Annotated in this window: 18 protein-coding genes; 13 read left to right on the forward strand and 5 right to left on the reverse strand. The window is 50.4% G+C overall.

The genetic code is table 11. The annotated features are described in order from the left end of the window. The first annotated feature begins 19 nt into the window (after positions 1 to 19). The 6 genes from EHW56_RS14620 (at position 20) to EHW56_RS14645 (ending at position 11,728) form a co-directional block, all read left to right on the forward strand. Positions 20 to 4,120, forward strand: coding sequence for a VWA domain-containing protein (locus EHW56_RS14620; RefSeq protein WP_152800434.1), 4,101 nt, complete (start codon positions 20 to 22; stop codon positions 4,118 to 4,120). Between the two features lie 63 nt (positions 4,121 to 4,183). Then, a complete protein-coding gene (locus EHW56_RS14625) occupies positions 4,184 to 6,346 on the forward strand; it encodes a type I secretion system permease/ATPase (RefSeq protein ID WP_077639208.1) in 2,163 nt (720 codons plus the stop codon). Then, entirely contained in the window at positions 6,346 to 7,740 is a 1,395-nt protein-coding gene (locus tag EHW56_RS14630; protein WP_227486567.1) for an HlyD family type I secretion periplasmic adaptor subunit, read from the forward strand. Before EHW56_RS14625 ends, EHW56_RS14630 begins: the two co-directional genes overlap by 1 nt. A gap of 25 nt (positions 7,741 to 7,765) precedes the next feature. Beyond that, a complete protein-coding gene (locus EHW56_RS14635; protein ID WP_370517166.1) occupies positions 7,766 to 9,157 on the forward strand; it encodes a TolC family outer membrane protein in 1,392 nt (463 codons plus the stop codon). Next, complete coding sequence (locus EHW56_RS14640; RefSeq protein WP_046075127.1) at positions 9,154 to 9,756, forward strand: OmpA family protein; 603 nt, start codon at positions 9,154 to 9,156, stop codon at positions 9,754 to 9,756. The genes EHW56_RS14635 and EHW56_RS14640 overlap by 4 nt, the downstream gene beginning before the upstream one ends. A gap of 37 nt (positions 9,757 to 9,793) precedes the next feature. After that, positions 9,794 to 11,728 (forward strand): EAL domain-containing protein, encoded by a 1,935-nt coding sequence (locus EHW56_RS14645; RefSeq protein WP_152796342.1) that lies wholly within the window; start codon positions 9,794 to 9,796, stop codon positions 11,726 to 11,728. Here EHW56_RS14645 and rimI read toward each other — a convergent pair. From rimI to EHW56_RS14660, 3 genes are read right to left on the reverse strand one after another with little or no spacing between them, the layout of a single operon-like run. Next, positions 11,725 to 12,186 (reverse strand): ribosomal protein S18-alanine N-acetyltransferase, encoded by a 462-nt coding sequence (gene rimI, locus EHW56_RS14650; RefSeq protein ID WP_152796340.1) that lies wholly within the window; start codon positions 12,184 to 12,186, stop codon positions 11,725 to 11,727. The two genes, EHW56_RS14645 and rimI, sit on opposite strands and share 4 nt — an antisense overlap. Then, positions 12,179 to 12,571, reverse strand: coding sequence for a DNA polymerase III subunit psi (locus EHW56_RS14655; protein ID WP_172970063.1), 393 nt, complete (start codon positions 12,569 to 12,571; stop codon positions 12,179 to 12,181). The genes rimI and EHW56_RS14655 overlap by 8 nt, the downstream gene beginning before the upstream one ends. Before the next feature lie 13 nt (positions 12,572 to 12,584). Continuing rightward, the gene (locus tag EHW56_RS14660) at positions 12,585 to 12,989 is read right to left on the reverse strand and encodes a GNAT family N-acetyltransferase (RefSeq protein WP_152796338.1); all 405 of its coding nucleotides are present in this window, start codon (positions 12,987 to 12,989) and stop codon (positions 12,585 to 12,587) included. A 334-nt stretch (positions 12,990 to 13,323) separates the two neighbouring features. On the opposite strand from EHW56_RS14660, the gene EHW56_RS14665 reads away from it, so the two are divergent. Continuing rightward, positions 13,324 to 15,432 carry a bifunctional diguanylate cyclase/phosphodiesterase gene (locus EHW56_RS14665; RefSeq protein WP_152800064.1) on the forward strand — a complete coding sequence of 703 codons (2,109 nt, stop codon included), beginning with the start codon at positions 13,324 to 13,326 and terminating at the stop codon, positions 15,430 to 15,432. 87 nt (positions 15,433 to 15,519) lie between these two features. Here the strand turns inward: EHW56_RS14665 and nlpI are convergent, their stop codons facing one another. Further along, the gene (nlpI, locus tag EHW56_RS14670) at positions 15,520 to 16,398 is read right to left on the reverse strand and encodes a lipoprotein NlpI (RefSeq protein WP_046075133.1); all 879 of its coding nucleotides are present in this window, start codon (positions 16,396 to 16,398) and stop codon (positions 15,520 to 15,522) included. A gap of 68 nt (positions 16,399 to 16,466) precedes the next feature. Next, on the reverse strand, positions 16,467 to 18,605 hold the full coding sequence (gene pnp, locus EHW56_RS14675) for a polyribonucleotide nucleotidyltransferase (RefSeq protein WP_077578323.1): 2,139 nt from the start codon (positions 18,603 to 18,605) through the stop codon (positions 16,467 to 16,469). Positions 18,606 to 19,021: 416 nt separating this feature from the next. Between pnp and prfC the strand changes: the two genes are divergently transcribed. From prfC to deoC, 6 genes are all read left to right on the forward strand, one after another. Continuing rightward, positions 19,022 to 20,611, forward strand: a complete 1,590-nt coding sequence (prfC, locus tag EHW56_RS14680; RefSeq protein ID WP_046075135.1) for a peptide chain release factor 3 — start codon at positions 19,022 to 19,024, stop codon at positions 20,609 to 20,611. A gap of 153 nt (positions 20,612 to 20,764) precedes the next feature. Then, positions 20,765 to 20,911 (forward strand): hypothetical protein, encoded by a 147-nt coding sequence (locus EHW56_RS15355; protein WP_158075476.1) that lies wholly within the window; start codon positions 20,765 to 20,767, stop codon positions 20,909 to 20,911. Further along, positions 20,904 to 21,674, forward strand: a complete 771-nt coding sequence (locus EHW56_RS14685) for a TatD family hydrolase (RefSeq protein ID WP_046075136.1) — start codon at positions 20,904 to 20,906, stop codon at positions 21,672 to 21,674. Before EHW56_RS15355 ends, EHW56_RS14685 begins: the two co-directional genes overlap by 8 nt. A gap of 209 nt (positions 21,675 to 21,883) precedes the next feature. Continuing rightward, positions 21,884 to 23,170: a NupC/NupG family nucleoside CNT transporter gene (locus tag EHW56_RS14690; protein WP_046075137.1), complete on the forward strand. Its 1,287-nt coding sequence runs from the start codon at positions 21,884 to 21,886 to the stop codon at positions 23,168 to 23,170. Between the two features lie 161 nt (positions 23,171 to 23,331). Next, a complete protein-coding gene (locus EHW56_RS14695; RefSeq protein ID WP_046075138.1) occupies positions 23,332 to 23,502 on the forward strand; it encodes a XapX domain-containing protein in 171 nt (56 codons plus the stop codon). Positions 23,503 to 23,869: 367 nt separating this feature from the next. Continuing rightward, entirely contained in the window at positions 23,870 to 24,646 is a 777-nt protein-coding gene (gene deoC, locus EHW56_RS14700) for a deoxyribose-phosphate aldolase (RefSeq protein ID WP_046075139.1), read from the forward strand. Positions 24,647 to 24,696 lie beyond the last annotated feature (50 nt).

A 24,696-nucleotide genomic window follows, 5' to 3' on the forward strand; every position in this document is an offset into this window, starting at 1 on the left:
CGGCGAGTGGAGCGTGGACGTGGCCGGCAGCGACCTGGCGGCGGACACCGAGTTCGAGGTGGTCGTGAGCTCGTCGGATGACGCGGGCAATACGGTAGACAGCACCGCGACCTCCACGCACACGGTTAACTCAGCACCTAATTCAGACGACATACCTGTGTCGACAGATGAAGATGTCGAATTAACGGGTAATGTGCTAAACGACGGTAATGCAACAGATAGCGATGGGGATTCGCTCACCGTCACTTCCTTCACCATTGCTGGTCAAAGCGAAACCCACGCCGCTGGTGAGCCAGTCATCACGATTGCTGATGTCGGTAAAATTACCATTGGCGAGAATGGAGATTATACCTTTACACCAGCAGAGCATTGGAGTGGTGACGTACCGGCTATCACCTACGTCGTTCAAGATGAATACGGCGATACCACGGAGGCAACGCTCGATATCAGTGTGACGCCGGTGGCTGATGACCCTGAGCTCTCACTGAGTACACTTGAGCTGGACTTTGTGTCCACGAATCTTAATGTCTCAACCTGGAATTCAGTTGACGTTGGCACGCCAAATGGGAACGGGAACGGTGTCGATGCTGAAACGCTATTGAATGCGATGAACAGTGCTGGGGAAGCAGACACTACATCGACAACCGAAGATGTCGCCGTTGATACCGAATCTGGCTTAGGCGGTGGTGAGGCGATGCTGACTTCAGGATTAATCTATCTAGAGGCAGGCAAAAGCTATAGCTTTGGCGGCTATGCGGATGATAGTGCTGCCATCGTCATTGGTGGAGAAGTGGTTGCCGAGGGTCGCTGGGGTAGTCAAGGTACCTCTCCAGGTGGTGCAAAAGGATGGGGGGAATTCAGCGGCGAATTTACGCCATCAGAAAGTGGCTACTATTCGTTAGACGTTTATACCCACAACCAGAATGGCCCTGGTGGCTTTGACATTGAGGTCGCCGTAGGCAATGGCGCGGCTATTGACCTAAACGCGAGCAACTTTAATCTCGCGCCAAATGCCGATGCGTTGGAAGATGGTGGCTTAGGTGTTAAGGGGTATCAAGGTGATGGAGACGGGGGTTATTACACCCTCAATGCTCCAGGAGAAGGGCAGGCGGGTGAGCCTATTAAGTTACCTGTCATCAGTGCCAGCCTTGTGGATCAAGATGGCTCTGAGGAGCTGACTCTCACGTTAGATAGTATTCCTGCGGGATCAACATTGTCCGACGGCAATCAAGAGATGGTTGTCGACAGTGGCTCTATCTCTCTTGAGGGATGGGACTTGTCTAACCTTTCTATTTCGGTGCCTGAGCAATTTGAGGGCGAGGTTAACCTTAAAGTCACGGCAACCAGCACAGAGACTGGAAATAGTGACACGGCGAGTGTGACGGAAGATATTCCAATTTCTGTACTGCCGATCTCGAACGGTTTGTCGGTGTCTGCTTCCTTGTCTGAATTTGCCGGCGGTTCTCATCCAGCGGATGGATTAATTGATTATGCTAAGGAGCATGACGGTGGAGCATCTGAAAAATACGCCCAAATCGTTATTGACACTGGCATCGGAGGTGGCTCTGTAACACTTACCGGTGGCGAAGGTAACGACCTGATTGTCGCAGGAACGGCAAATGGCGCTTATGTCTTATATGGATACGCAGGGATCCCTTCATCTAGCGGTGATAACGTCTTTGTGTCGCGCAACCCTAATGCGACAACAGCATATTATGGTGGAGATGGAAATGATGTCGCCTATCTACAAGGTAGATATGACGATTATCAACTGCTACTGCCGCAAAATAATGCTGTCTTGAGCTTGAAATACCAGGATAATTTAGGCTCGAGTCATAACTTTTATTCCGTGGAAACCATCTACTTTGCCGATGGTAAATATCAAGTAGATAACGGCGAGTTGACCAAAGTTGCAGATATTGTCCAACTGGATGTTGATGTGACGTTGAACGACAACGACGGTTCTGAACAAGTTACATCAGTGGTTATATCGGGCATCCCTGAAGGGGGGAGCGTACCAGGTGGCGAGCAGCTTGATTCGGGTGATTGGCAAGTGCCGATTGATGCACTGCAGCCAAATTCTGGCTCAGATGCTGGTTTCTCTGTCACGCTTGAGTTGCCTGAAGGAAGTGCGCCTGATTTATCAGTGACTGTTGGTGCGACAGAAGTCGATGAAAACGGCGATCCTGTCGATTTGCCTGAGTATGCCACTACCCAGCCGGGTATGACGAGCTTGCCGGCATCCTCTCCGAATGCTGATAACCAAGTGAGTGGTGGCTCTGGCGATGATGTCGTGATGGGAGATACCGGTGGCTTCACCATTGAAACGGTGCCAGGTCAAGCTTATAACATTGCCTTGATTATCGACCGCTCAGGGAGTATGGATGAATCGATCACCGGTAATGGTTACAGCGATCCAAGCCGCCTCGATGTAGTAAAAGAGTCACTGACGAAATTAGTGGATTTACTAGCGAACCATGATGGCCCGGTCAATGTGAACCTTGTTGCGTTTAACGGTGAGGCAACGGGTAACAGTTTTAATTTAGAATCCGACAGTGTTGATGAATTAAAGGCGCAAATTGCGCAAATGTGGGCAAAGGGTAACACCCATTATGATGAGGGCTTTAAAGAAGCGTCTGGATGGTTTGAAAGTGTCAGCCAGGCTAACACTGAAAACCTCGCCTTCTTCCTGACTGATGGTGAACCCAATAGCGATCCGTCAAACAACGCAGCGGCATTTAAGACACTCGCCAACTTGGCTAGTGTGAACGCCATAGGTATTGGCGATGGGATTTCGGCGACAACTCTAGAGCAGTTTGATAATACCTTGGCTGAGCCGGAAAAAGTGATATTTGACTTTAGCGATGGTTTAAATGGAACCTGGTCAGGTGATAACCGAGACGAAGTTAAAATATCGGGCGATCGTTTAAAGCTGGTCGATGATGATTATTCTTTGCGCGATAAAGGCAATCCTTACTGGGACAGCAACGACTTTTCGGCAACGCAAAACAGCACGATTACGTTTGATGTTGATATTGAACAATGGCCTTTGGGTGGAGCGAAAGGGTCACTCAGATGGCATATCCTCAATCGTGACACAGGAGAATGGGAACAGTCTGGGGTAGTTGATAGCACCCAAGAGACGGTTAGGATCGATGTAGAGCCAGGTGACTACAAACTACGGGTTGAGTATATCGACGCAGATGGGCCGTTCGAGTCCCATGCGACGATTAGCAATGTTGTATTCTCAGGCGTTGATATCGTCCACTCTGGCGACGAATTAGATATTGCGTTGCAAGGCGGAGAAACTATTCGTCATATTGCCGGTATGGGGAGTGACCAAGTCACTGGAAATGAAGGCGATGATGTGCTCTTTGGTGATTCGGTGAATACCGACAACTTACCGTGGGGGATTGACGGAAATCCAGAAAGACCTGCTGACCTACCCGATGGCGCGGGACTTGAGGGGCTGAAAGTCTTCCTTGAAGCGTCGCAGGGGCATGAGCCTTCTGACATCGAGCTGTATCAGTACATTAAAGATAACCACGCGTTATTTAATGTCGATGGGGATACCCGAGGTGGCGACGATACTCTCGAAGGCGGAGAGGGTAATGATATCCTCTACGGCCAAGGCGGTGATGACACCCTCATTGGTGGGCGAGGTGAAGACACATTAATCGGTGGTACCGGTAGCGATAAATTCCAGTGGTCTCTCGAGGATATGCCATCTTCTGCCGACGGAGATGAGTCAGAAACCGATGTGATCATTGATTTTGACAACCAAGGTGATTCACAAGATACCCTCGCGTTTGTCGATGATTTAACCCAGCTCATTAAAGATGGCCAGGTATCTATTTCATGGCAAACCACAGACAGTGGTGAGGCTGAGGGCACGTTAACTATCGGTATTGATGCCGACGGCGATAGCCAAATGGATCAACATATTGATATTGAAAGCCTGAGCGTCGTCACCAACGGTGGTCAACAAGAAGTCGTGATCAACACCTTGATTGGTGGTCAAGAAGGAGAGCTACGATTGACGCAAGGTGATGATCATGCTGAACTTTCAGTAGGAGACAGCCAAGACCTCGAAATCAAAGTGGATACGGCGGACTGGTAATTGCCATCAGGCAGCGGCTATCATGTCGCTGCCTGTTATTTTTCGGTCAAAAGAGAGACGTAAGTGACTGACCAATCAAGTAATAATCAATCCGTGCAATGGAAGATAGCCGCGGGTGAGCAGCCTACCGACGATCCCTTGCTGGATTGCTTGGTATTGCTTACCGAACACTATGGCACACCCTGCTCGGGCGATGCGTTAGTCGCGGGCTTGCCGATGACCAATGCGTTACTCACTCCGGATATGTTTCCGCAAGCGGCGGGTCGTGCGGGCCTTGCTGCGCGTTTGTCACGCCGTAATTTGGATAATTTAGGGCCACTGCTCTTACCCTGTGTGCTCTTGCTCGCCGATCAAAAAGCTTGTGTATTACGAGAGATCGATAATGAAGCGGGTACCGCGTTGATTCAGTTACCAGAAAATGGTGGCGAACAAACCATGCGGCTCGAGGCGCTCGAGTCGATGTATGTGGGTTACTGCTTTTTGATTAAGCGGCAATATCGCGGCGATCAATCGGTCGACTTGCACCTTCATGACAATAAAATCCACTGGTTTTGGCAAACGGTCAAAGACGCAGCACCTATCTATCGCGATGCGTTATTAGCCTCTGTGCTAGTGAACCTATTCGCGCTGGTCTCGCCGTTGTTCGTGATGAACGTCTACGACAAAATCGTCCCCAATTTGGCGTTTGAGTCCTTGTGGGTGTTAGCCAGTGGCGCGACGCTTGCATATTGTTTTGACTTTTTAATGCGCAAGCTTCGTTCGTATATGATTGATATGGCGGGTAAGAAAGTCGATATTATCGTCTCCTCTCGCCTGTTCGCGCGGCTGATGGGCACACCGCTTGTCAATCGAGGAAGCAGTGTCGGTGCAACCGCAAAGCAATTGGGTGAATTCGACTCAGTGCGCGATATGCTGACGTCAGCGACCATCACGACCTTGGTGGACCTCCCGTTTGCCGTCTTTTTTGTTGCCATTATCTATTTGGTGGCCGGGGATCTTGCGATCGTCCCTGTCGTGGCGGGTCTATTGATCTTAGGGTATACCGTCTCGGTGCAGCCTAAACTACGTGCGGCCATTGAAGAGAGTAACAAGTACGCGTCCGAACGCCATGGCCATTTGATCGAAAGCCTCTCGGCACTAGAGGGCGTTAAAGCCAGTGGTGCGGAAGGGATTGTGCAGCGTAGTTGGCAACAAATGACCGCGCATACAGCTAATTGGAACTTTAAAGTTAAACAAATCACCAATAATGTCTCTTACATTGCTACCTTTATCACCCAAATGATGGCAATCGCTGTGGTGATCCTGGGGGTATACCGGGTGGCGGACGGGGATATCTCCATGGGCGGGATCATCGCTGCAGTGATGCTTTCCAGCCGGGCGGTGTCACCGATGGCGCAAATGGCCAGCTTGCTCAATCGTTGGAATCAAACCAGTACGTCACTGCGGCAGCTAAATGCGATGATGGAGCAAGAGGACGAATTTGCTGACAAAGGACACTTGGTCAGTCGCAAGCGCTTAAAAGGCGAGCTCAGTGCGGATAATCTGGCTTTTAACTATCCAGAGACAGAAAAGCCTGCCCTATATCCGCTTAACTTTCGGATTCAACCGGGAGAGGTGATTGCCATCTTGGGGAAGAATGGCTCAGGAAAAACGACCTTACTGAAGCTGTTAGCGGGGCTTTTTCAACCTAACCAAGGTAGCTTACGGTTTGATGGTGTGGATAGTCGCCAGATACATCCATCAGACCTGCGTCGCAACGTGGGCTATTTGGCCCAAGATGTGACGCTGTTCCACGGCACTATTCGCGAAAACATCATGTTTGGAACACGCCAAGTGACCGAACACCAACTGATGCGTGCGGTTCAGCTGTCAGGCGTGAGTTTGTTTACTGCGCAAGATCATGAAGGTTTAGACAAACAAGTTGGGGAGCGCGGTGAAAGACTGTCTCGCGGCCAACGGCAAGCGGTTTCCTTGGCGCGAGCATTACTTAACGAGCCCCCCATGCTCGTCATGGATGAGCCGACGGCCAGCCTAGATGCACATGCCGAAAACCAGTTTATTAAAGCGATGGAAGTCGCGGCGAAGTCGCGCACCTTGGTCATGGTGACACACAATATGGCCCTCCTTAACATGGCGCAGCGTGTGATTGTGATGGATAAAGGTCGAATTGTAATGGATGGCCCGCGCGATAAGGTATTGAGCAAGCTCAATAAAGGAAGTGTGTAATGGGCAAAATGGTTAAAAAAACGAGTCAACCCACAGATCTCGACATGGTTGATGACGTTTATGGCGCCATGATGACAGACACGCCGCTCAAGTACAGAGCCGTCGTTTGGGTGGCTTTGCTCCTTATCGTCAGTTTTATTGTTTGGGCCGCTTTTGCTGAGCTTGATCGTGTGACGCGCGGCAATGGCAAGGTGATTCCGCCGTCTCATGTTCAGCTTATTCAGAGCTTAGATGGTGGCATCTTACAAGCCATGTATGTGGATGAAGGTCAACTGGTTGAAAAAGGGATGCCCTTGGCGCGTATTGATGATACGCGCTTTCGCTCTGATCTTGCCCAGCAAGAGCAAGAGGTGGATAGCCTACGCGCGTCAGTCACCCGCATGTATCATGAGCTTGAGAGTGTCACACTGCAACCTGCGAGCAAACCTTGGCAACAGCAAATCGATATTAGCATTCGTCCGATGACGTTTCCGGACACATTGACAAGCAGAAAGCCCAATTTGGTTGCACGGCAAAAATCGGAATACCGTAGCCGGCTTGAGAGTCTTAGTAACCAATTAGAAATCCAAGCTCGTCAAATTGTACAAAAAAAACAAGAGCTGGAAGAGGTCGCCTCTAAAATAAAGACCTTGACCAACTCGATGTCAATTATGCAGCGTGAGATCAATATCACACGTCCTTTAGTGGAAAAGAAGATTGTCTCAGAAGTGGAACTTCTCAAACTAGAAAGACAGATCAATGATATGGACGGTGAGCTAACCAACTTAAAGCTTTCGCGGCCAAAGATAAAAGCCTCATTGGATGAAGCGATATTAAAACGCCGAGAAGCGGCTTTGCAATTTATCAGTGAAACACGGGCTAAACTGAGTGAAACAGAGGCACGTTTATCACGATTAACAGAAGCGAAAGTGGGTGCTCAAGACAAGGTGAATAAAGCGGTTATCACCTCTCCGGTTGATGGTACGGTGAAAACAATACATATCAATACCCTCGGTGGGGTCGTTGAGCCGGGCGAAGATGTGATTGAAATTGTGCCAACAGAAGATCAGCTGCTCGTCGAAGTGAAAATTTTGCCAAAAGATATCGCCTTTCTTCATCCTGGCTTACCAGCGGTGGTGAAAGTAACCGCCTATGACTTTACTCGTTACGGCGGCCTGGACGGTACCGTCGAGCACATCAGTGCGGATACGACGCAGGATGAAGAAGGCAATAGCTTTTATTTAGTACGGATTAGAACGGAATCATCACACTTAACCAGGGAAGATGGCACGCCTATGCCGATTATACCCGGCATGCTGACGTCGGTGGATATCATTACCGGCAAGCGGACTGTGCTGGAATACTTACTTAATCCTATCTTACGGGCAAAAGAAAACGCATTGCGTGAGCGCTGAGAAATAGACTAATAGGAGCAATAACGTGCTGAATTTCTCGCATGTGGTCAAAAAAAAGCGTGTTGCGACGCTTATCCTGGCAATGAGCTTAAGCTCGCCGGCAGCCATGTCGCAAACCTTAGAGCAAGCGGTAGCGCGCTCTTTGGAATCTCATCCGCAGATCCGTCAAGCGTTTGCAAGGTATAAAGCCAGAGAACAGGCTATCGAGCAAGCCGAAGCCGGCTATTATCCCACACTGGATGCAACGGCAGGCGTGGGCTGGGAGCGCACCGATACCCCCGCGACACGTCGTGACACGACCACCGACGATGAGGTTGATTTGACGCGCCGTGAGCTGGGCGTGTCGTTGCGTCAGGTACTTTTTGATGGCTTTCGCACACAAAACGAGGTCTCTCGCACCGAGAATGAAGCTACTGCTGAACAGTGGGCACTGATAGCGACTGCTGAAGACAAGGCGTTGGAAGTGGCACGAGTGTATTTAGATGTACTTGTGGCTGATGAAGTGGTGACGTTGGCGGAGAAAAACTTGGAGAATCACCAAGAGATTTACGATGCCATTAAAGAGAGCAACGAAGGTGGATTTGCTAAAGCCAGTGATTTATCGCAGGTAACAGGGCGTTTAGCGCGAGCTAACGCTAATTTAATGTCTGCACGTAATAATTTAGCGGACGCGCGCAGTGCGTTCACTAAAATGGTGGGTGTAGCCCCTGAAGATCTTCACCTGCCGAGGCCTGATGAATCCATGTTGCCTTCGTCATTAGATGCGTTGCTGGCGCGCGCACTCGAGACACATCCAAGGCTACGCTCGGCACAAGCGGATATTGCGGCGGCGAATGCGGCTCGTGACGGCTCGCGTGCGGCTTACTTGCCTGAGTTCAATTTAGAAGTAGACGCTAACTGGAACGATAATGTGGGGGGAGAAGACGGTGCCGGCCCGCCAGATGTTGGCGGAGAGAATAACAATATCCAGGCAATGGTGCGTATGCGTTACAACTTGTTCAACGGTGGCGCTGACCGAGCGCGTGAACGACAAACGGCCTATCAAACCATTGAGGCGCGTGAAATCAATGAAATGGCGCATCGTGATGTTATTGAGGGCGCAAAGTTGGCTTGGAATGCTCGTACCTATCTTGAACAGCAACGCGATTTTATGCGTCAACATGTCGAGGCGGCGACCGATACGCGTGATGCCTATCGCGAAGAATTTCGCTTGAACGCCCGTACTTTGTTGGATGTGCTGGATTCGCAAAATGAGCTGTTTGAAACACGCCGAGAGTATCTGAGCAAAGAAGCGGACGAACGTTATGCGCAGTATCGTATTTTGAACGCAACAGGACAGCTTTTAGCCTCCTTACGGGTCGATGTGCCTGCAAGTTGGGATACAGAGTCTTTGACGGGCCAGGAGCGTGAACAATGAAACAGCTAAGCATCGTTTTAATCACTGGACTATTGCTTGGTGGCTGTGCCCCGCAAACTGTTGAACCTATGGAAGACACTGTGACGCAAACTCGTGATCTAACGGATAGCGATAAAGACGGCGTGATTGCCGCTCGCGATCAATGTGGTGACAGTGTTGAACAAGCCAAGGTGAACAATGAGGGTTGCCCAAGTCAGCGAATCGAGCAAGAGTCGTTTGAACTCAACGTTCAGTTTGCGACTGCGTCTGCTCAAGTTCGCGAAGATCAGTATGCAGATATTCGCCGTCTTGCTGACTTTATGCGTCGCTATCCCCAAGCAACCGTGACGATAGAGGGTCATGCGAGCAAGGTGGGCAATGCGTCTTACAATATGCAGCTGTCTCAACGCCGAGCGGAAGCCATTGCCAATGTGTTAGTGACACAGTTCTATATTGATAAAAACCGCGTAGATGCGCAGGGATTTGGGGAAACGCAACCGCTGATTGATGACGAGAGTGACCGAGCGAATGAACAAAATCGCCGTGTGATAGCGTCTGTGTCAGGCGAACATGGGGTAACAGAGAAACGATGGACTATATATTCGTCAGAAGAGCAATAGTTCAGCGAGATAACCTAAACATGAAAAGAGGCGTGGAATGACGCTCCATCAACGTGTGCTCTCGTTTGTCATCACCACTGCCGTGGTCATCCTTTTGGTGACCACGGCAGTGGTCTTTCATTTTGGTGTCGAACAGATAGAGCGAGAGCAGCAACAACACTCAGGTTTATTAAGCCAGTCACTCGCAGAGGCGTTACCTGTGGTGCTAGAGCAGGGCGATACGCAAAGGCTCAATAAACTGGTTTCTCACTTTATCACGATGCCTCAGGTGGAGAAGATTATTGTCAAACCTATGCTCTCGGGAGACCGTCAAGTGTGGGAGTCTGACTCACCGAGCCTGGACGCACCGGGATGGTTTACCCAACTGACGGGGCTCACAACCCGTACCCGCTCAGTCTCAGTGACTAATGGTTGGACTCAGTTAGCGCAATTGACCATAGCGATAGGGCCACAGCGAAACATTGAGACCCTGTGGAGTCGGCTTTTACAGCTGGTCCTAGGGTTAATGGCAGTGAGTGTACTGATAAGCTTAGGGGCGTCGGTCATGTTCCTTAGCGTGACTGCACCGCTGGGTGAGCTACGAAAACGGTTGAAAGCATTAGGTCATGGTGATTTTCATCCCGCGCGGGCTAGGACGCGTGTCAATGATTTGGTGGCCTTACAAAGTGCGTTTAACCTTGCCGGTCAGCAAGTTGTCAAACTTCAGCAATCGCAGCAAGAAGAATTGGCACGCTTGCGCGATAAATTGATGGTTGATCCTGTCTCAAGATTACCTAACCGAGGCTACTTCCAGCATCAGTTACAAAGTTACATAAAAGACGGCGTGGGTTGTACGCTTGTGCTCATCGAAGTCTCTTGGTTATCGCGACTGCGCGCACGTTATGGTTACCAATATCGTGATCAGTGTTGGCGCTTGCTGGGAGAAGCGTTAACACAAGGGGAGCTGGCACAAAGCCATCAATTAGTGGCGCGTCTAAGTCATAACGAGATCGCGATACTGCTGACGATTGATGAAGAGCGCATAGTGCGTCGCTACTTGAGGCAACTATTGCGCGCCATAAACCAAGAGCTGGAGCATATTGCTTTGCCTGCTAACCAAGGGTTTCATCTTGGTTTAGCGCAAACCCGTACGGATGATACGGCCAGCCTGATGGCCAAAGCGGATAATGCTTTACAACAAGCTAAGCGCCAAGGTGACGTCTATTTCTGGCCCTCTGACGAACAAGCTGACAGTCGTACTCGAGAGCAATGGCGGCAGATATTACTTGATGCGCTGAATAAAAATCCACTCGCGCTTTATGCCCAGCCGGTTCGCCATCGCGATAATCAACATAACTGGCACCAAGAGGTGTATGCGCATCTTTGGGTTGATGAGAGTTGGCTGGCCGCGGGGCAATTGTTGAACCGTATCTCGATGTACGCACTGGGTGAAGAGTTTGATAAGCATGTGTTGGCTCGGGTCGATGAATACGTAAAAGCCAACCCTGTTACGGATAAGTTAGCGGTCAACCTAACGTTAGAAAGTGTTAAAAGCCAAGCCTTCCATGATTGGCTGCAAAACTTTTTGTTGAAAACCTACTTGGCCAATAAATTGACATTTGAGGTGGCAGAAAGGACAGTGCATCAAGACCTAGAAGCTTGCCAGGCGTTGTTTCAACTCATTCGTGATCAAGGCTTTGAGGTCGGCGTGGACCACTTTGGGCGCGATATGGATAACGTCGAATACATAAAAAATGTTGAGCCTGACTACGTGAAGCTCGATATTGGTTTTGGCCAGCCGTCGAGTGATGTTGACGATGTGTTTATTCGTATGTTGGTGAATATTGCCGCGTCTCGGGAAATAAAGGTGATTGCCACGGGAATCGAGCAGTCAGAGCAGCATCAGTATTTTCATCAGTTGGGCTGCCAAGGGTACCAGGGATATATTCTTCCCCCCCTTCGCCTTGATAATGAGCACGAGTGTCGCGACTAAGTCAGTCGCTTTTCCATTATCCAAGCATCTTCACGGTGACCGTCGGCACAGCGGTAATATTGTTGCCGGCGGTGAACTACTTGGAAACCATGCTTTTGATAAAGTGCTTTGGCAGGTATGTTACTCTCTCGTACTTCTAGCCAAATACTGTCCGCCCCAACATGACGTAGTGTCGTTATCATCCCGTTTAAAAGTACCCATCCCCATCCTTGCCCCTGATAATCAGGATCGATGGCGATATTCAACAGCTCTCCCTCACCCGCGATACAACGTGCATAAAAATAACCGATGATGGTTGAGGGCGTAGTGGCCAAGCGCAGCACGTAGTGATAGTCAAACTGGCGAGGCGAAACCGCCAATTGTGACGCAGACCATGGAAAGAGGTGGGCGCGCTGCTCGATAGCGCTGATCCTCTCAATATCGTCATGATCGAGTGGGGTAATCTGGTAATCACTCATACTGACAAATCTGACGCCAAAGATCGCGCTTAGCCATCGGGTTATCGTGCATCTGCGCTAAAGGAAGTGAATACAAGCTCTTGACGCCATCGACAATGATCTCGGGCGAGTCAATATACCAACACCAGCTAAGATGATGATCACCCAACGCAGCCAAGGCGGCATGGGGGAGTTGACGAGCTTGATCAGCGCTTAGTTTGATACTTTTGAGAATATTGCCAAATAGCCATGCGTCTTGATCAGTGAGTACGTGATCGCAGACCAACAATAATTGGCAGTGGTCAGGCAATTGAGTCACCTCTTGCTCTCGGCCGTAGATTTCTGGGTGTCGCAATTGCCACACATCGAGATCCATGGCTTGTAAACGTTGGATATCCGTTAACATGGTTTGGTGACTCTTACGTTGAAGTCGCGGCGGCGAGTTGTTTATACCACCAAGTATCATCCGGGTTTAAGGGGGCAAATTCTGCCTTTTCGGCAACGTCACTGGGCGCAATTTTTAACAGGCTATAGCCCAGTTCAAACAAAGTAGACTCAGCCTCGTCTAACAGTGGCATCACCAAGTTTGCATCTGGGCTATGCCATAACGTAATTTCTTGGGTGTTATTGGCGGTTTGAGCGTCGGTGATGGCAATGTGCCCTAATATCTCTCCCATATCATCAGTTGCAAGGAGAGAAAGCGAGATCTGCCCCGTTTCGCGCAGCTGTTGGAGCTGATCGGCTTGCATGGGGCGCATTAGCGTCTCTCGCCACCAACCGTCTAGTCGAACCAGGTCGGCGGGCGCTTCTGTACGTATCATCATCACAGAGGTAGTGGTTATTAAATGGTGTAGCCAGAATAACGGATTCCCGATCCCGTGCAAGAGGAGACTGTCGTTTGTGTTTGATGCTTACGCAGCTAAATGCATAAATAGTCAGCAAATTGTGCAATATGGCGACACAGTCTCCCCTGTTTGCTGATTTTGAGTCCTTTATCTATTTTTACAGTAAAATATGCGGTATATAGTGAGAAAAGCTTGAACCCATGACGCGTGCCTCATAAAGTGCTACTGACAACAAAGTTAAAAGTGTCTAATATATGAGACGCTTGTCTCGACAATGAGATGGTCGAGAGTGATTCCCAGATGTGAGCTTTTCATGCCAATATCGTCGTTAAATGATTGGTTCTACTGCTTAACCGATAACAGTCCGTTTCTTTTTGCCATTCTCGACAGCAATGATTGCTATCTTTACGCCAACCAACGCTACAGCGAGCTGTCTGGCCTGGCCTTGCCGTCGTTAAAAGGGTTATCCGATATCGATACCCTAGGTGAGGCGTTTTATCAGTCGGTCAAACCGCATTATGACAAAGCCAGACGGGGTGAATGCGCCGAGGGAGAGGTGCTTCTTACTGACAACTACCATAGTGCTAGCTTTCACTTCAGTGTTGCACCATTACCAAATGTCGCTGATGAAAGTGGTAAGCCCTGCGTGATCTTTCATGCCGCAGATACATCCGAACGCCAAGTATTAGCCAGTGCGCTCGAAGAGGCGGAGGAAAAATACCACCATCTTAGTCAACTTATCGATGACGGCTGCTGCGTGGTTGAAGATGGCTGTATCTTATCAGCGAACCCTGCGGCGGCTGGGCTACTGGGCGTCGGTAGTATCGACGCGCTGATGGGTGAACCTTTATCAGACTATCTTGTGGTGGCAGAGGCAACGACCACCACTATTGACAGCCTATTGCGTGCGCCCCATGGGCAAGGTGTGTCGGTGGTGAGTGCAAAAAACAGCGCGCCGCTGACCGTGTGCCAATCACCGATCCATCTTTTGGGCAAAAAAGCGCATATGCTGCGCCTACAGCCGACAATCACTGACTCGTCGGTTAAGCGCTTAAAGCCCACCGAAAAAGAGGATGTCAGCAAAGTCGGTGAGCAACAATCCGCTTATACGGATGCATTAACAGGTCTTTATAACCGCTACGGGTTCAGTCGAGAGCTGGATAGGCTGATCAAGGCACAAACGCCATTGGCCATGTTGTACCTTGATGTCGATAATTTTAAAAATATCAATGATTCTCTCGGACACCATGTCGGCGATCGTGTGCTTCAGGATATTGCTCAGCGCTTACGCGCCTTGCTCTCGGCAGATACTATCATTGGCCACTTAGGCGGTGACGAGTTTGCGGTGTTGCTTCCTAAGCCTGCAACGAAAGATGCACCTGATCAGTTGGCTGACAAAGTGGTCGGGGCCATTAGTCAGCCTTTTGAATTGCATTATTTTAGTAAGTACTTGGCGTGTTCAGTGGGGATGGTGCGTTATCCCGACGATGGTAAAGACGCCCGCCAGCTGCTGCAAAATGCGGATACCGCGATGTATGAGGCCAAAGAGCAAGGTCGAAACCGTGTGGTCGCCTATCATGACAGCATGAGTAAAGAGGCACGGATGCGGCTGTGGTTGGAAATCGAGCTACAAAAGGCCTTACAAAATAACGGCCTGGAAGTGTGGTATCAACCTAAGGTCAGTGCCAGTGATTATCGTATCAACGGTGCTGAAGCCTTAGTGCGTTGGAAACACCCCGTTGAGGGCTATATCAGTCCTGGGCGTTTTATTCCGGTCGCAGAGCGCTGCGGACTGATTGAAGCGCTCGGCCGTCATGTGATGCGCGAGGTCTTCCAAAACGTGCGTCGCTGGCGTCAACAAGGCATATTGCCGGGACGGGTAGCGATTAACTTATCGCCAGAGCAATTTAGCAGCCCCAAGCTAACTGAGCACATGGAAAAGCTGATTAAAGCCACGGGGGCGAAACCAGAGAATATTACTTTTGAGTTAACGGAAAGCGCGGTGATGAAAAACGATGAGCATGCGCTTAATATGCTCAATGCGATAAAATCACTGGGCTTTGCCCTCTCGATTGACGACTTTGGCACCGGCTACTCATCCTTGTCTTACCTTGCCCGTTTTCCGCTTGATGAGCTTAAAATTGACCGCGCGTTTATTCACGATATGGATGCTTTGAGTAAACAGGTGACGCTGGTGGAAAGCATTATTCATCTCGGCCGAGCCATGGAAATGACCGTGGTGGCAGAGGGGGTCGAAACCCGCCAGCAGGCGTCAGTGCTCACTAACCTGCACTGTGACACGATTCAAGGGTATTATTTTCACTCGCCCATGCCTAAGCATGAGTTTGAAAAGCTATTGCTGAAAAGTAAGCCGAACAAGCAACCGCCACAGGCCTTGGCGCCCAGTGCGCAGACAAGCTAACCGGATACCTGTTGGTATTACTCAAGCATAAAAATAGAGCAGTGAGCCTGCTCTATTTTTATGCTTGAGGCGCTATCGAGTGAGGCGCTATGGTCGACGGTAGGCGAGTCGGTTGAGCTCAAGTAACGCATAGCGGTGTTCGACAAACTCATACACGTTGCCCGACATGGCAAGCTTATACAATGCCACGGCGCGATCGTTGTCGCCCTGGAATTGATAGCGTTTAGCAAGGTAAAAGTAAGCTTCACATAAACGTTCTGCTAGCAGTTCATTGTCTTCACCTTGCGAGGCAAGTTGCTCCAGCAGCTCACGTTCACTGAGCTTACCGAGGTACATATCGACAAGCTGCCAGCCCCAACCCGAAGCTTCTGCATTCGCTTTTCGCGTTGCCAGCGCTTGTTGTGCCTTGGTTTCCCCCTTCCAATCGCGTTCCACCAAATAAAGCCAAATGAGGCGATAAGGATCGTCGCGATCTTCTTGGTAGTGATGGAGTAAGTCTTGATGGGCCAGGCGATAGCGACCGCCGTAGTACAAGGCGATCCCACGATTACGCGCGGCATAGCTGTGGCTATTATCCAGCTCTAACGTTGAGTCAAAGGCCTCGTAGGCAGCATCATAGTGGCCGTTTTGAGTAAAATAGACCCCAAGAATATTGAACACATCAGGTTGATCCGGCTTTAGTGAGAGAGACTGGTTAAAGTCCAATCGTGCCAAATCGCGCATCCCCAAGCTGTCGTGCATCAGTCCACGCTCATAATGCAATTGGGCGCGTGCGTCGTCACTCAAATCATTGCGCGCAAGCAGCTGATCAATCCGTGCTAGGTGCACTTCCTGCTGCAGGGTAGGCTGTAAAGGGACGGCCATAGGAGGAAATGTCCACTGGCTGGTGCAGCCTGTTAATAGTAACAGCGCCAGTATCGCCAGAGGCTTGTAAAACACCGCCCGTGGCTGAATAAAAAAGGTCATGAAGGCGCATCTCCGTGTAAAAAAAAGGGGGCCTCAGCCCCCTTTATACCATGAATGACGATATGACTCTAAGCGTCAGTGCTTGGTGCTTCTTCTGCTGGCGCAGCATCAGCAGCGGGGGCTTTTTCTGCCGCCGCTTCTTTCATGCTCAAGCGGATACGACCTTGACGGTCAACTTCCAGCACTTTCACGTCCACTTCTTGGCCGATTTCGAGATAATCAGACACCTTCTCAACGCGTTGATCAGCGATTTGAGAAATGTGAACCAGACCATCTTTGCCGCCAATCACTGAGACGAAGGCACCGAAGTCAACGATACGCTGAACCTTACCGGTATAGATACGGCCCACTTCGACTTCTGCAGTGAGTGCTTCGATGCGTGAAATGGCATCTTTGGCGGCTTCACCGTCGGTGGCCGCAATTTTCACTGTGCCGTTGTCGTCGATTTCAATGGTGGTGCCAGTTTCTTCGGTAAGCTGACGGATCACGGCGCCACCTTTACCAATGACATCGCGGATCTTATCTGGGTTGATGCTCATGGTGTGGATACGAGGCGCGAACTCAGAGATATCGTCGCGTGCCGAGCCGATGGCTTGGTCCATCACATCCAGGATGTGTAAACGTGCGCCTTTAGCTTGGTTCAATGCGATTTGCATGATCTCTTTAGTGATCCCTTCGATTTTGATGTCCATCTGCAACGCAGTGACACCGTCATCCGTCCCAGCCACTTTAAAGTCCATGTCACCTAAGTGATCTTCATCACCCAAGATGTCAGAAAGCACAACGAAATCGTTGTCTTCTTTCACCAGACCCATGGCGATACCGGCCACTGATTTTTTCACCGGTACACCGGCATCCATCAGCGCCAAGGAGGTGCCGCAGACAGAAGCCATTGAGGAAGAGCCGTTGGATTCTGTGATCTCAGATACCACACGCAGTGTGTATGGGAATTCATCTTGGCTTGGTAGAACCGCTGCAATACCGCGCTTCGCTAGGCGACCATGGCCGATTTCGCGGCGCTTTGGTGAGCCAACAAAACCGGTTTCACCGACACAGTAAGGAGGGAAGTTGTAGTGCAGCATGAAGCCTTCTTGGCGTTCACCCATGATCGAGTCGATGGTTTGCGCGTCACGCTGAGTACCGAGTGTGGCGGTGACCAATGCTTGTGTTTCACCACGGGTAAACAAGGCGCTGCCGTGAGTACGTGGTAATACGCCCGTACGCACGTCGAGGGCACGAACCATGTCTTTTTCACGGCCATCAATACGGGGTTCACCCGCAATGATACGGCTACGCACGACTTTCTTTTCCAGGTCGCCAAGCATGCCTAGGATTTCACGCTCATCCAAGGTCTCGTCTTCGCCGAGTAGTGCAGCCACCACTTCCTGCTTCACCTGACCAATTTGCTCGTAACGGGCCATTTTTTCAGTGATTTGGTATGCTTGAGCCAGTGGACCTTGTGCCATTTCAGCCACACGGGTTTGTAGCGCAGCGTTAACTTCCGGCGCTTGCCAATCCCAAGTAGGCGTTCCCACTTCGGCGGCAAATTCTTTGATTGCGTTGATCGCGGTTTGCTGTTGCTCATGACCAAACATCACCGCTTGCAGCATTTGCTCTTCGCTTAGGCGGTCAGCTTCAGACTCTACCATCAGCACCGCACCTTCAGTCCCGGCCACAACGAGGTCAAGTTTACTCTCGTCTAGCTCTGCTGGGCTTGGGTTAAGCACGAGTTCATCATTGATGTAGCCGACGCGTGCAGAGCCGATAGGGCCGTTGAATGGGATGCCTGAGATGGCCAGTGCTGCCGAGGTACCTAGCATGGCAACGATATCAGGGCTAACCGCTGGGTTAACAGATACGACGGTTGCGATGACCTGTACTTCGTTTTTGAACGAGTCCGGGAATAGCGGACGGATAGGGCGGTCAATCAGACGTGCGGTCAGTGTTTCTGACTCAGAAGGGCGGCCTTCGCGCTTGAAAAAACCACCTGGGATTTTACCCGCGGCGTAGGTACGCTCTTGGTAGTTGACCGTCAATGGGAAGAAGCTTTGGCCTTCAGCCGCTTCTTTTTTACCGACGACAGAAACGAATACCGAGGTATCGTCCATGCTGACCATGACAGCACCATTGGCCTGACGTGCCATCACGCCTGTTTCCAATGTCACTGTATGATTGCCGTATTGGAATGTTTTTACGATTGGATTCACAGATTATTTCCTTGTTGCTAAGGGATAAACCCGTTGGTTTATCTCACTAAGTGTTGGCTTTCAGCTGCTCACCATCGCGACTAATGACAGCACGCTGCGCGGCTGTTTGGCCTTCGTGGGCGGTATGCTGTCAATAGTCGCGACCTTATGGTCGACGTTGTTGACTGTGTTACAGCTGAAAGTGGCGCTAATTATACACGTGCTTGGCCGATAACGACACCACGAGGCGGTCAAATGGCAACATTTGTGATGTGTTTGGCAAGCAATATTGACCCTAAAGGATGCAGATAACACGGCGAAGTCAGATTTGTGAATTGAAGCTGACTACAAGATCAGCGAAAATACGCCACCTTTGTGAATGACCTCCTCAGCTGGCGCCTGATTGCCGCCTGAAGCCAACAAGAAGATAACCTGCTATGTCAAATACACTGCTGCAACAGGAAGTTGATAAACGCCGCACGTTTGCGATTATCTCGCACCCAGATGCGGGTAAAACCACCATCACCGAGAAGGTGCTGTTATTCGGACGTGCCATTCAAACGGCAGGCACCGTGAAAGGGCGTGGCTCTAACCAACATGCGAAGTCTGATTGGATGGACATGGAAAAAGAGCGTGGTATCTCTGTCACCACCTCGGTGATGCAATTTCCTTACAACGACTGCTTAGTGAACCTGCTTGATACCCCAGGGCACGAAGACTTTTCGGAAGATACGTACCGGACACTGACTGCTGTCGATTCGTGTTTAATGGTGATTGATGCGGCGAAAGGTGTCGAGGATCGTACCCGTAAGCTGATGGAAGTCACCCGTTTACGTGATACACCGATCATCACCTTCATGAACAAACTTGACCGTGATATCCGCGACCCAATGGAGCTGCTTGATGAAGTAGAAAGTGAGCTCAATATTGCGTGTGCGCCGGTATCTTGGCCGATTGGTTGCGGGAAAGGTTTCCAAGGTGTGTATCACATTCATCGTGACGAAAGCATTCTATATCAGTCTGGTCAAGGCCATACCATCCAGGAAGCACGTATCATCAAAGGCTTGGATAATCCTGAATTGGATGATGCGATCGGTGCAGACATTGCGCAAGATTTGCGTGACGAGCTGGAACTAGTGATGGGCGCGTCTCATGCGTTCGACCATGAGCTGTTTTTAAGCGGTGAACTCACGCCTGTTTTCTTCGGTACCGCACTGGGTAACTTTGGTGTGGATCATATGCTGGATGGCTTGACTGAGTGGGCACCCAAGCCCATGGCGCGCCCGACCCATGACCGTGAGGTCAAGGCTGACGAGGAGAAGTTCTCGGGATTTGTGTTTAAAATTCAAGCCAATATGGACCCACGTCACCGTGACCGGATCGCGTTTATGCGCATTGTTTCCGGCAAGTATCAGCAAGGAATGAAACTGCGCCATGTACGTTTAGGTAAGCAAGTGAATATTTCCGATGCGGTGACCTTTATGGCAGGGGATCGGTCACGGGCTGAAGATGCGTTTGCTGGCGACATTATTGGCTTGCACAACCATGGCACCATTCAAATTGGTGATACCTTTACGCAAGGAGAAGATCTGAAATTTGCGGGGATCCCGAATTTTGCCCCAGAGCTTTTCCGTCGGATCCGCCTCAAAGATCCATTGCGTCAAAAGCAGCTGCTTAAAGGTTTGATTCAGCTGTCTGAGGAAGGTGCGGTACAGGTGTTCCGTCCGTTGCAATCGAACGACTTAATTGTCGGAGCGGTTGGTGTCCTCCAGTTCGATATGGTGGTAGCTCGCTTGAAAGCTGAATACAACGTGGATGCCTTGTATGAGCCGATTAATGTGGCCACCGCGCGTTGGGTGGAGTGCAAGGATGAGAAGAAGCTGGACGAATTTCAGCGTAAAAACCAAGCGAACTTGGCTTTGGATGGTGGCGACAACTTGACGTACATTGCGCCGACCATGGTTAACCTGAACCTTACGCAAGAGCGCTTCCCGGATATTGATCTCAGAGCGACCCGCGAACACTAATCGGTAAAGGGCGAAGACTGAGTCACCCCCGTGTGGCGAAAAACACGCATAAGGGAAAGATAACGCTCTCCAAGTTCGCCCCCATGCTATACTGCCGTCTGTGACCAGACGGCTTTTTAATGGCAAAAGGTTTACAAAGCAAGGATGCCAATAATGATGATTGCGCGTATTAAACGTTGGGTGGCAGGTTACGATGCCTGGTGTCAGCGAATGGGGCTGGGCGAGGATAACCGCCGAAGCTGTGTGCCTATCAAGCGTTCAGAAAATACGCCCCCCACACAAACGTCTCAGCATGATTGATACCCATTGCCATTTTGACTTTTCTCCGTTTCGAGACGCCCCGGAGCGATACTGGCAGGCGGCACGCGAAAGCGGTGTGATGCGGATGGTGGTCCCCGGTGTTAGCGAGAGTAACTGGTCAGCAGTGCTGTCGTTGACTGAACGCTTACAAGGCGTTTACGCGGGGCTAGGGCTGCACCCATGTTTTCTCGATGTTCACACTGACACCAGCCTAGATAAACTTGATCAGGCACTGGCCGCGCGTCCTGCGCGCTGTGTCGCTGTCGGAGAAGCCGGGCTCGACTTTTTTGTCGCGAACCAGGATGCCGCTCAGCAGCGCCAGCAAGCGCTATTGGAGGGGCAGCTTTGGCTCGCACGCCACTATGATCTCCCCATTATTCTGCATAGCCGCAAAGCGCATAACCAATTATTACGCACCGTTAAAGCCTACCCAGGCGTACGCGGGGTGTTACATGCGTTCAGTGGCAGTGAACAGCAGGGTAAACAGTTTATTGATGCGGGTTTGATGCTCGGGGTTGGCGGCACCGTCACCTATTCTCGCGCGCAAAAGACTCGCCGCGCCATTGCACAGCTACCTTTAGAGCACCTCGTCCTTGAAACCGATGCCCCCGACATGCCTTTGGCAGGATTTCAAGGAAAACCGAACACACCCTCTCAGGTATCACGGGTTGCTGATGTGGTGGCAGCGTTAAAAAGCTGTGACAGAGATCACCTGGTGGCTGAAACATCAGACAACGCTGAAAGATTGTTTGGCTTTGATTGAGCGGGAACGGGCAAAAGACAAACGTTTGCGGTTGCATAAGCTCACAAAACTAGATCAAAGTCATACTTATTGATGCATTACAAAATAGTTTTACAGCGAACTGTGATTGGAATATTACTTTAATGTGACTGTGATGCGTATAATCTCTCCCGGAAACCAAATTCCACTTTGTCGAGACGCCAACTTTTTACTTTGAGGATGCCAATACTATGAGCCTGCTGATGAGCGTGATCGGGATGGTTGTACTGCTAGGGATAGCTGTTCTTCTTTCCGATAACCGCAAAGCCATTAACCTCCGTACCGTGGGTGGCGCATTCGCTATCCAACTCTTTTTCGGTGCTTTCGTACTGTATGTCGATGTCGGACGCGACATTCTGTACGGCGCATCACAATACGTTGCTAACGTCATCGCATACGGTGACGAAGGGATCAGCTTCATCTTTGGTGGGCTGGTTTCTGACAAAATGTTTGAACTGTTCGGCGGTGGCGGTTTCGTCTTCGCACTGAAAGTTCTGCCAGTTATTGTCTTCTTCTCATCACTGATCAGCGTGCTTTACTACCTGGGTATTATGCAGGTTGTGATCAACGTGCTCGGTGGTGGTCTACAAAAAGCACTGGGTACCTCACGTGCCGAGTCTATGTCAGCAACCGCTAACATCTTTGTCGGACAAACCGAAGCGCCATTGGTGATCCGTCCATTCGTACCTCGCATGACACAGTCAGAGCTGTTCGCGGTCATGTGTGGTGGTCTGGCGTCGGTTGCTGGTGGCGTACTGGCCGGTTATGCCTCTATGGGTGTTCCGCTTGAGTACTTGATTGCGGCATCATTCATGGCCGCACCTGGTGGTCTACTGTTTGCGAAAATCATCAAACCTGAAACCGACGAGCCGGTCGAGCAGATGGCTGACGCGACCGCTGAAGGCGCAGAGAAGCCAGCGAACGTGATTGATGCAGCCGCAGGCGGCGCTTCATCAGGTATGCAACTGGCGCTTAACGTTGGTGCTATGCTACTTGCCTTCATTGGTTTGATTGCCCTGATTAACGGCATGCTAGGCGGTATCGGTGGCTGGTTCGGTTACCCAGACATCACGCTGGAGCTGATCTTGGGTTACCTGTTCGCCCCGTTTGCATTCCTTATCGGTGTGCCATGGGAAGAAGCGGTGGTCGCAGGCTCTTTCATCGGTCAGAAGATCGTGGTTAACGAATTCGTGGCTTACCTGAACTTCACGCAATACCTTGGTGAAGGTGCGCAAGTTGTTGCAGCAACAGGTATGGAAATGACAGAGAAAACCAAAGCGATTATCTCCTTTGCTCTGTGTGGTTTCGCTAACTTGTCGTCTGTGGCTATCTTGCTAGGTGGCTTGGGTGGTCTCGCGCCAAACCGTCGTCCAGAAATTGCACGCTTCGGTGTGAAAGCGGTGATCGCCGGTACCTTGTCTAACTTGATGGCAGCGACCATTGCGGGTCTATTTGTTACCTTAACCTTGGCGGGCTAATCGTCTTATCGCGATAGCACATCATGTTAATCAAAACGCCACACAGGCTGCCTGTGTGGCGTTTTTTATTGGGCTTACGTTATGAGTATGCTTCAACCACCCGTCCTTGCTGAGGGGTGTATACTCAGAGGTAGATACGAGCGAACAAAAAAGGTAACGATATGCAGGAAGTCCTTCTCGCCTTGGTGGCTGGTTTTTTGGTTGGCGTACTGTTTAGCGCGATAAAACTCCCCATACCCGCACCGCCTGTTTTATCCGGTGTGATGGGCATCGTCGGGGTGTATTTGGGCGGCGTCGGCTATCAGTGGATTGTGGCGCGTTTTTTCAGTTAGAAAGATTGGTTCCACCGCGCAACAGTGTATTTTTCAACATAAACGGTAAAATCTAGTTTTGCTGAAACGGCGTTGGTAAAATAAGTGAACGCCGTCAAAGTTTGCTGGCGCCACAATCCTTATTTTCCTCTCATGGTTAGCAACAAGGTGTGGCTAGCCCCAATCGGAAACGTCCAACGGCGGAACCGCAAGCACATGGGTGTTTGCACGCGGCAACAAGGATGGTTGGTTGAAGGCGGCGCGATGTCCAGCCTCAAACTTCATGGAGCCAAGTCCGCTGAGCAATGACCGGAAAACAGAACCGGTTGTTAATACAGTGGCCAACCCTATACCTGTTTGGCAAAAGAATGAGGACTGGAGATAACCAATGAACGAATTACAAACCGCGGCCCTACGCGCACTAAAACTGATGGATCTGACCACACTGAACGATGATGATACCGATGAAAAGGTGATCAGCCTGTGTCAGAACGCGAAAACCGCCGTTGGTAATACTGCAGCGATTTGCATCTATCCGCGCTTTATCCCTATCGCCAAGAAAACACTGCGCGAACAAGGCACGCCAGAGGTGCGTATCGCCACCGTGACGAACTTCCCTCACGGTAATGATGATATTGATATTGCGGTGGCAGAAACGAAGGCAGCCGTCGCTTACGGCGCCGATGAGGTTGATGTGGTGTTCCCGTATCGCGCGCTGATTGCAGGTGATGAACAAGTAGGTGCTGAGCTGGTCAAACAATGTAAAGCCGCGTGTGGCAGTGATGTATTGCTTAAAGTGATCATCGAAACCGGTGAACTCAAAAGCGAAGCACTGATCAAACGCGCCTCTGAGATTGCCATTGATGCAGGCGCTGACTTTATCAAAACCTCCACGGGGAAAGTGGCGGTGAATGCCACCCCAGAAGCGGCGGAGATCATGCTCAACGTGATTAACGATAAAGGCGTGGCTGAGACTGTTGGCTTTAAACCTGCGGGCGGTGTACGTACCGCTGAAGACGCACAGCAATACTTGGCAATGGCTGACCGTATTCTTGGTGAACAATGGGCTGATAGCCGTCACTACCGTTTTGGTGCTTCTAGCTTACTGGCAAACCTGCTGCACACCTTGGGCGAAGGTGAAAAAGCAGCTGAAGGCGGTTATTAACTGTCGATTGTCAATCGATACCCAGGGCAAGGTAGGCCTTGCCCATTTGC

Source organism: Salinivibrio sp. VGrn1, from assembly GCF_009377995.1.
GTDB lineage: Bacteria > Pseudomonadota > Gammaproteobacteria > Enterobacterales > Vibrionaceae > Salinivibrio > Salinivibrio siamensis.

Bases quoted from the DNA above. Each gene is read 5' to 3' on its own strand.
- EHW56_RS14630 (WP_227486567.1), top strand. From the start codon at position 6,346: ATGGGCAAAATGGTTAAAAAAACGAGTCAACCCACAGATCTCGACATG.
- EHW56_RS14640 (WP_046075127.1), top strand. From the start codon at position 9,154: ATGAAACAGCTAAGCATCGTTTTAATCACTGGACTATTGCTTGGTGGC.
- EHW56_RS14645 (WP_152796342.1), top strand. From the start codon at position 9,794: ATGACGCTCCATCAACGTGTGCTCTCGTTTGTCATCACCACTGCCGTG.
- rimI (WP_152796340.1), bottom strand. From the start codon at position 12,186: ATGAGTGATTACCAGATTACCCCACTCGATCATGACGATATTGAGAGG.
- EHW56_RS14655 (WP_172970063.1), bottom strand. From the start codon at position 12,571: ATGTTAACGGATATCCAACGTTTACAAGCCATGGATCTCGATGTGTGG.
- EHW56_RS14660 (WP_152796338.1), bottom strand. From the start codon at position 12,989: ATGATGATACGTACAGAAGCGCCCGCCGACCTGGTTCGACTAGACGGT.
- EHW56_RS14665 (WP_152800064.1), top strand. From the start codon at position 13,324: ATGCCAATATCGTCGTTAAATGATTGGTTCTACTGCTTAACCGATAAC.
- nlpI (WP_046075133.1), bottom strand. From the start codon at position 16,398: ATGACCTTTTTTATTCAGCCACGGGCGGTGTTTTACAAGCCTCTGGCG.
- prfC (WP_046075135.1), top strand. From the start codon at position 19,022: ATGTCAAATACACTGCTGCAACAGGAAGTTGATAAACGCCGCACGTTT.
- EHW56_RS15355 (WP_158075476.1), top strand. From the start codon at position 20,765: ATGATGATTGCGCGTATTAAACGTTGGGTGGCAGGTTACGATGCCTGG.
- EHW56_RS14685 (WP_046075136.1), top strand. From the start codon at position 20,904: ATGATTGATACCCATTGCCATTTTGACTTTTCTCCGTTTCGAGACGCC.
- EHW56_RS14690 (WP_046075137.1), top strand. From the start codon at position 21,884: ATGAGCCTGCTGATGAGCGTGATCGGGATGGTTGTACTGCTAGGGATA.
- EHW56_RS14695 (WP_046075138.1), top strand. From the start codon at position 23,332: ATGCAGGAAGTCCTTCTCGCCTTGGTGGCTGGTTTTTTGGTTGGCGTA.
- deoC (WP_046075139.1), top strand. From the start codon at position 23,870: ATGAACGAATTACAAACCGCGGCCCTACGCGCACTAAAACTGATGGAT.